Source organism: Pseudomonas sp. SWRI51 (assembly GCF_014268825.1).
GTDB classification, from domain to species: Bacteria; Pseudomonadota; Gammaproteobacteria; order Pseudomonadales; family Pseudomonadaceae; genus Aquipseudomonas; species Aquipseudomonas farsensis.
On the sequence record NZ_JABWRG010000061.1, the window covers coordinates 24,331 to 30,887 of the forward strand.

General features: G+C 62.0%; 6 protein-coding genes. 2 read left to right on the plus strand and 4 right to left on the minus strand.

Annotated elements, in window-relative coordinates; all coding sequences use genetic code 11:
• Positions 1-3: 3 nt before the first annotated feature.
• From HU720_RS16845 to HU720_RS16855, 3 genes are all read right to left on the minus strand, one after another.
• Positions 4-1,182, minus strand: a complete 1,179-nt coding sequence (locus HU720_RS16845; protein WP_186521075.1) for a VWA domain-containing protein — start codon at positions 1,180-1,182, stop codon at positions 4-6.
• 12 nt (positions 1,183-1,194) lie between these two features.
• Complete coding sequence (locus HU720_RS16850; protein WP_186521076.1) at positions 1,195-2,040, minus strand: MoxR family ATPase; 846 nt, start codon at positions 2,038-2,040, stop codon at positions 1,195-1,197.
• 132 nt (positions 2,041-2,172) lie between these two features.
• Positions 2,173-3,246 carry a DUF748 domain-containing protein gene (locus HU720_RS16855; RefSeq protein WP_186521077.1) on the minus strand — a complete coding sequence of 358 codons (1,074 nt, stop codon included), beginning with the start codon at positions 3,244-3,246 and terminating at the stop codon, positions 2,173-2,175.
• A gap of 133 nt (positions 3,247-3,379) precedes the next feature.
• Between HU720_RS16855 and cysK the strand changes: the two genes are divergently transcribed.
• Positions 3,380-4,354 carry a cysteine synthase A gene (gene cysK / locus HU720_RS16860; RefSeq protein ID WP_186521078.1) on the plus strand — a complete coding sequence of 325 codons (975 nt, stop codon included), beginning with the start codon at positions 3,380-3,382 and terminating at the stop codon, positions 4,352-4,354.
• Positions 4,355-4,507: 153 nt separating this feature from the next.
• Positions 4,508-5,443, plus strand: coding sequence for an aspartyl/asparaginyl beta-hydroxylase domain-containing protein (locus HU720_RS16865; RefSeq protein ID WP_186521079.1), 936 nt, complete (start codon positions 4,508-4,510; stop codon positions 5,441-5,443).
• A 63-nt stretch (positions 5,444-5,506) separates the two neighbouring features.
• Here HU720_RS16865 and HU720_RS16870 read toward each other — a convergent pair whose 3' ends face one another.
• Positions 5,507-6,382: a DMT family transporter gene (locus tag HU720_RS16870; protein ID WP_186521080.1), complete on the minus strand. Its 876-nt coding sequence runs from the start codon at positions 6,380-6,382 to the stop codon at positions 5,507-5,509.
• Positions 6,383-6,557 lie beyond the last annotated feature (175 nt).

Consider the following 6,557-nt stretch of genomic DNA (forward strand, 5'->3'; position numbering starts at 1 on the left):
CGATTATTTAGAGAGATACTTCATCCCATCCTCCAACCCCTGCAAGGTCAACGGATACATCCGGTCCTCGATCAACTCCCGCACCAGATGCGTCGAGGCGGTGTAGTCCCATGTCTGCCGCGGATACGGGTTGATCCAGATGATCTTCTTGAATTTGGCCATGAAGCGCTGCATCCATACATACCCGGCTTCTTCGTTCCAGTGCTCGACACTGCCGCCTGGCTGGGTGATCTCATACGGCGCCATGGCTGCATCGCCGACAAACACCACTTTGTAGTCCTCGCCGTACTTGTGCAGCAGGTCGAAGGTCGCCAGACGCTCTGAGGTGCGGCGCAGGTTGTTCTTCCACACCGACTCGTAGACGAAATTGTGGAAGTAGTAGTACTCCAGGTGCTTGAACTCGGTCTTGCACGCCGAAAACAGTTCTTCGCACACCTTCACATGGGCATCCATCGAACCGCCGATGTCGAACAGCAACAGCAGTTTTACTGTGTTGCGCCGCTCGGGGCGCATCTGGATGTTCAATAGCCCCGCGTCTCGGGCGGTATGGTCGATGGTGCCGTCGATGTCCAGCTCTTCTGCCGCGCCCTGGCGGGCGAACTTGCGCAGCCGGCGCAGCGCCAGTTTGATGTTGCGTGTGCCCAGCTCGACCTGGTCGTCGAGGTTTTTGTACTCGCGCTGGTCCCACACTTTTACCGCCTTGCCCTGGCGTTCGCCGGCATCCCCGACGCGAATGCCCTCGGGGTTGAAGCCGCCAGAGCCGAACGGGCTGGTACCGCCCGTACCGATCCACTTGTTGCCGCCCGCGTGGCGTTCTGTCTGCTCTTCGAGGCGTTTCTTGAATGCTTCGATCAGCTTGTCCAGCCCGCCCAGGGACTGAATTTGCGCGCGGTCCTCGTCGCTCAGCGAGCGCTCGAACTCCTTGCGCAGCCATTCATCGGGGATCAGCGCCTCGATGTGCCGGTCGAGGTTTTCCAGGCCCTTGAAGTACGCCGCAAACGCGCGGTCAAACTTGTCGAAGTGGCGCTCGTCCTTCACCAGGATGGCGCGGGCCAGGTAGTAGAACGCGTCCATGTCGGCGAACACCACGTGCTTTTGCAAGGCGTGGTGCAGGTCGAGCAGCTCGCGTACCGATACCGGTACCTTGGCTGCGCGCATTTCATTGAAAAGGTTGAGCAGCATGCCCGGCTCCTGTCAGCGGTTGCCGCGTCGGCTCATGAACGCCAGGCGCTCCAGCAACGTCACATCCTGCTCGTTCTTCACCAGCGCGCCGGCCAGCGGCGGGATGGCCTTGGTCGGGTCGCGCTCGCGCAGCACCGCTTCGCCGATGTTGTCGGCCATCAGCAGCTTGAGCCAGTCGACCAGCTCGGACGTGGAGGGCTTTTTCTTCAGGCCCGGCACCTTGCGCACATCGAAGAACACATCCAGCGCCTCGCTGACCAGCGACTGGCTGATGTTGGGGTAGTGCACATCGACGATGCGCTGCAAGGTGTCGCGGTCCGGGAAGGCGATGTAGTGGAAGAAGCAGCGGCGCAGGAAAGCGTCGGGCAGCTCCTTTTCGTTGTTGGAGGTAATGATGATGATCGGGCGCTGCTTGGCCTTGATGGTCTCGTCGATTTCGTAGACGTAGAACTCCATCTTGTCGAGTTCCTGCAGCAGGTCGTTGGGGAACTCGATGTCGGCCTTGTCGATTTCATCGATCAGCAGAATAACCCGCTCATCGGCCTCGAAGGCTTCCCACAACTTGCCCTTTTTCAGGTAGTTGCGCACGTCGTGAACCTTGTCCACGCCCAGCTGCGAGTCGCGCAGGCGGCTGACCGCGTCGTACTCGTACAGGCCCTGGTGGGCCTTGGTGGTGGACTTGATGTGCCAGGTAATCAGGCGCGCGCCAAACGATGCTGCCAGTTGCTCGGCAAGCATGGTCTTGCCGGTGCCCGGCTCGCCCTTGACCAGCAGTGGGCGCTCGAGGGTGATGGCCGCGTTGACCGCCAGTTTCAGGTCGTCTGTGGCGACGTAGTCGCGGGTGCCTTCGAACTTCATTGAGCGATCCTCTGCAGGGCCCTGTCGCGGGGCTTGGCTGTTCATTGATTGCCGGGGACTATAACCCTGCCTCCGGCCTGCTGAAAACGCAGACCGGCCATTCAGTCCATGAATGGCCCGTCACAGGCGCGTTTAGTCGGATTCAGGCTTGGGCTGTTCGTAACGTGCGTTGAACGCCTGCACAAAGCCGTTGCGCAAGATCTGCAAGAACGCCTCGAAACCGCTGATATCTTGCTGGTGCACGTTGCCGCTGAGCTCTACGCGGGTGGCGAACTGGTTCTTGCGCTGGTTTTTCAGCACGGTTTCGCTGGCCCCGACCAACGCTTCCCACACCGAGCGGAAAAAGCCCTTGTTCTTGTTTTCGACGTCCTGTTGCCAGTTGAACACGTCAACATCGCGCAGCAGCGGCTTGATATAGCCATTGAGCTGGCCTTTCTCGGCTTCGGCCTCGATCACCACATCGCCGTGGCCGGCATTGAAATCGAACTTGCCGTAGGCACTGGCGAAGTCATTGAGCCGGCGCAGTTCGATGCCCGTTGCCCGCAGCCGGAACTGGAAGTCGTCAAAGTCGCTGAACGGGTCAAAGGTGGCGCGGCTTTCGACCTTGGCGTCACCCAGCAAGACGGCGGTGGCATCGAAGCTGGCATCGCGCCGGCCGCTTTCGTCGCGCACGTTGGTCAGGTTGCGAATACTCGCCTGCAATTGGGTGGCCTTGAGGTGGACCGGGGGCTTGGAGTTGAAATTACGGAAGGTCAGCGTGCCTTGGTCGATGCGCACCTCATCAAGGGTGATGGGCAGCAGTTTTTCCAGTTGCTGGCGCCAGTCGGTGCCGCGGCCGGTCTGCGAGTTCTGCGGGTTGCCGCCGTCGACGAAGTTCAGCTCGGGGTGGGCGAAGGTCACGGTGCCGACCACGGCATGGTCGTACCACAGCGAATGCCAGCTCACCGATAGGTCGATCACCGGGGCATCGAGCAGCGGCACTGGTACTTTGCCGCTGACTTTGACGATCTTCAGGCCGTTGATCTGATAGGCGCCGCGCCACCACGCCAGGTCGACATCGGTCACCTGGCCTCGGTATTCGCCCATGTCGGCCAGCTTGTCGTTGAGGTAATCGCGCACCAGGTACGGCAATGCCAGGTGCAAGGCCACCAGCAGTACGGCCAAGCTGGCCAGGGTGATCAGCGGCCAGCGGTAGCGGGCTTTCATCAGCGGTCCTCCAGGTCGGTATGGGCGGTTGACCGCAGGCAGCGCGCGCGAGTTCGAACGGGCTTTACGCACCCTCGGCTACGGGCTTACCCTTTTGCATTCAGTTGCTTCACTCGACCCTCAAGGACCTGCCATGAGCCGTATCTACGCAGACAACGCCCATTCCATCGGCAACACGCCGCTGGTGCAGATCAACCGCATCGCCCCGCGTGGGGTGACCATCCTGGCCAAGATCGAAGGGCGCAACCCGGGCTATTCGGTCAAATGCCGGATTGGCGCGAACATGGTCTGGGACGCCGAAAGCAGCGGCAAGCTCAAGCCTGGCATGACCATCGTCGAGCCTACTTCGGGCAATACCGGCATTGGCCTGGCCTTCGTGGCCGCCGCCCGTGGCTACAAGCTGATGTTGACCATGCCGGCCTCGATGAGCCTGGAGCGGCGCAAGGTGCTCAAGGCCCTGGGCGCAGAACTTGTCCTCACCGACCCCGACAAAGGCATGAAAGGCGCCATCGACAAGGCCAACGAAATTGTCGCGTCCGCCCCTGCCCAGTACTTCCTGCCGGGCCAGTTTGAAAACCCGGCCAACCCGGCGATCCACGAAAAGACCACGGGCCCGGAAATCTGGAACGATACCGACGGCGCGGTGGATGTGCTGGTCGCAGGCGTCGGCACCGGCGGCACCATCACCGGCATTTCGCGTTACATCAAGCACACCCAAGGCAAGCCGATCGTGTCGGTGGCCGTCGAGCCGGTCAGTTCGCCGCTGATCACCCAGACCTTGGCCGGCGAAGAGCTCAAGCCGAGCAAGCACAAGATCCAGGGCATCGGCGCAGGCTTTGTGCCGAAAAACCTCGACCTGTCGATTGTCGACCGGGTCGAGACGGTGACCGATGAAGAATCCAAAGCCATGGCCATCCGCTTGATGCAGGAGGAGGGGATTCTCTGCGGTATTTCTTGCGGTGCCGCCATGGCTGCCGCGGTGCGCCTGGCCGAAAAGCCTGAGATGCAGGGCAAGACCATCGTGGTGATCCTGCCGGACTCCGGTGAGCGCTACCTGTCGAGCATGTTGTTCAGCGACTTGTTCAGCGAGCAGGAAACCCAGCAGTAAGCGGCAAGTCGCACGCTTGAAGCTGCAAGAGGGCACATGTGTTGATACAGATCAGCTTGCCCCTTGCAGCGACAGGCTTGCAGCTCCCCCGGAGGGGGTTATGATGTGCGGCTATCTGGGCATGGCCTGATTTCCCCTCCCAAGGAGTGTTGCATGACCTTTTCCTTTGTCGCCAAGGCGGGTGTCCTGCTGGTGTTCATCGCCAGCGTGCTGTACGTGCACCTGCGCGGCAAGGCCCGCCTGCCGGTGTTACGCCAGTTCGTCAACCACTCGGCGCTGTTCGCACCGTACAACGCATTGATGTACCTGTTCTCCGGCGTGCCGTCCAAGCCCTACCTCGACCGCCAGCGCTTCCCGGAGCTCGATGTGCTCAAGGACAACTGGCAGACCATCCGTGAAGAGGCCATGCGCCTGTTCGATGAGGGTTACATCCGCGCCGCCGAAAAAGACAACGACGCAGGCTTTGGTTCGTTCTTCAAGAAGGGCTGGAAGCGCTTTTACCTGAAGTGGTACGACAAACCGCTGCCATCGGCCGAGGCGCTGTGCCCGAAAACCGTCGAGCTGGTCAGCCGCATCCCTAACGTAAAAGGCGCAATGTTCGCCCTGTTGCCTGGCGGCAGCCACCTGAACCCGCACCGCGACCCGTTTGCCGGCTCCCTGCGCTATCACTTGGGGCTGTCCACGCCGAACTCCGACAACTGCCGTATCTATGTCGACGGTGAGCCCTACGCCTGGCGCGATGGCGAGGATGTGATGTTCGACGAGACCTACGTGCACTGGGTCAAGAACGAAACCGACGTCACCCGCGTCATCTTGTTCTGCGACGTCGAGCGCCCGCTCAACAGCCCGCTGATGACCCGCATCAACCGCAGCGTCAGCGCCTTCCTCGGCCGTGCCACTGCGCCGCAGAACACCGACGAAGAGCGCGTTGGCGGCATCAACCAGGCCTATGCCTGGAGCAAGCGCTTCAGCAACGTGATCAGCGCGCGGGTGAAAACCTTCAAACGCGCCAACCCCAAGGCCTACCGCGTGCTGCGGCCAGTGCTGGCGGTGCTGGTGGCTTACGCGCTGTATCGCTGGTTGTTCTGATCAACCTTTGCATCTGATGGAAAGGAGCAGCGTGCTGCTCCTTGTAATGCCGGCGGCGTACCCTCAGCGCTTGGCCGGGCGCAACACCAGCCACAACGCCACCCCGATCAACAGCCCGCCATACAGGTGCGCCATCGACAGTGGCTCATCCAGCAACCATGCTCCCCACAGTACGCCGAACGCCGGGATCAGGAAGGTCACGGTGGTGGCTTTGACCGGCCCGATTTCGCCGAGCAGGCGGAAATACAGGATGTAGGCGAACGCTGTGCACACAAGGCCCAGGCCTAGCAGCGACCCCCACACCTGCCAACCGCCCCAGCTGGCCGGAGGCTGGGTGATAGCGCTCCAGGCAAACAGTGGGGTCAGCAGCAGGGTTGCGCCGAGCATGCTGCCGAGCGCTGACAAGCGGCTGTCCAGGTCGCTGACCCAGCGCCGGGCCAGGTAACCGGCAAAGCCGTAGCAGGTAGTTGCCGCCAGGCACGCCAGCGCGCCTTGCATAAGCGCCCAATCCAGCGCCACGGGGCCGGCGCCGCTGAGGATGCCGACGCCGAACAGGCCGAGGAAGATGCCGCACAGCTTGGGTAGCGTCATGGCCTCGCGGAAGAACAGCGCGCCGATCAGCACGCCCATCAGCGGGGTGGTGGCGTTGAAAATCGCCGAATAACCCGCTGGCAGTACCTGGGCGGCTACCGCGTAGAAGGTCGCGGGTATGCCTGAGTTGATCATGCCCAGTACCAGGCAGGCGCCGAGTTTGCCCTGGAAGTCCCAGCGCACCCGCGCCAGCGTGACGATAGCCACCAGCCCCAGGCAGGCGATGGAGACCCGCAGGAACGCCGTCGGCACGGTGCCGAGCACCGGGGCGATGATGCGCATGAACAGAAAGCTCGCGCCCCAGACAGCGGCAAGGGTCAGCAGGCGGGCAAGGGCGATGGGCGTCACGGCGGTCTCCGGCGGTAGGGCAGGGGCAGGAGTTTACGTCAGTGGGTGGGAGATCCTCTGGTTTTTTGTACAAGCCAGTTCTCGCCAGATATATCTCCTTGTGGCGAGCGGGCTTGTCCCGCGTTGGGCTGCGCAGCAGCCCTGAAAACCCAAGGGTAATCCTCAGGGCTGCTGC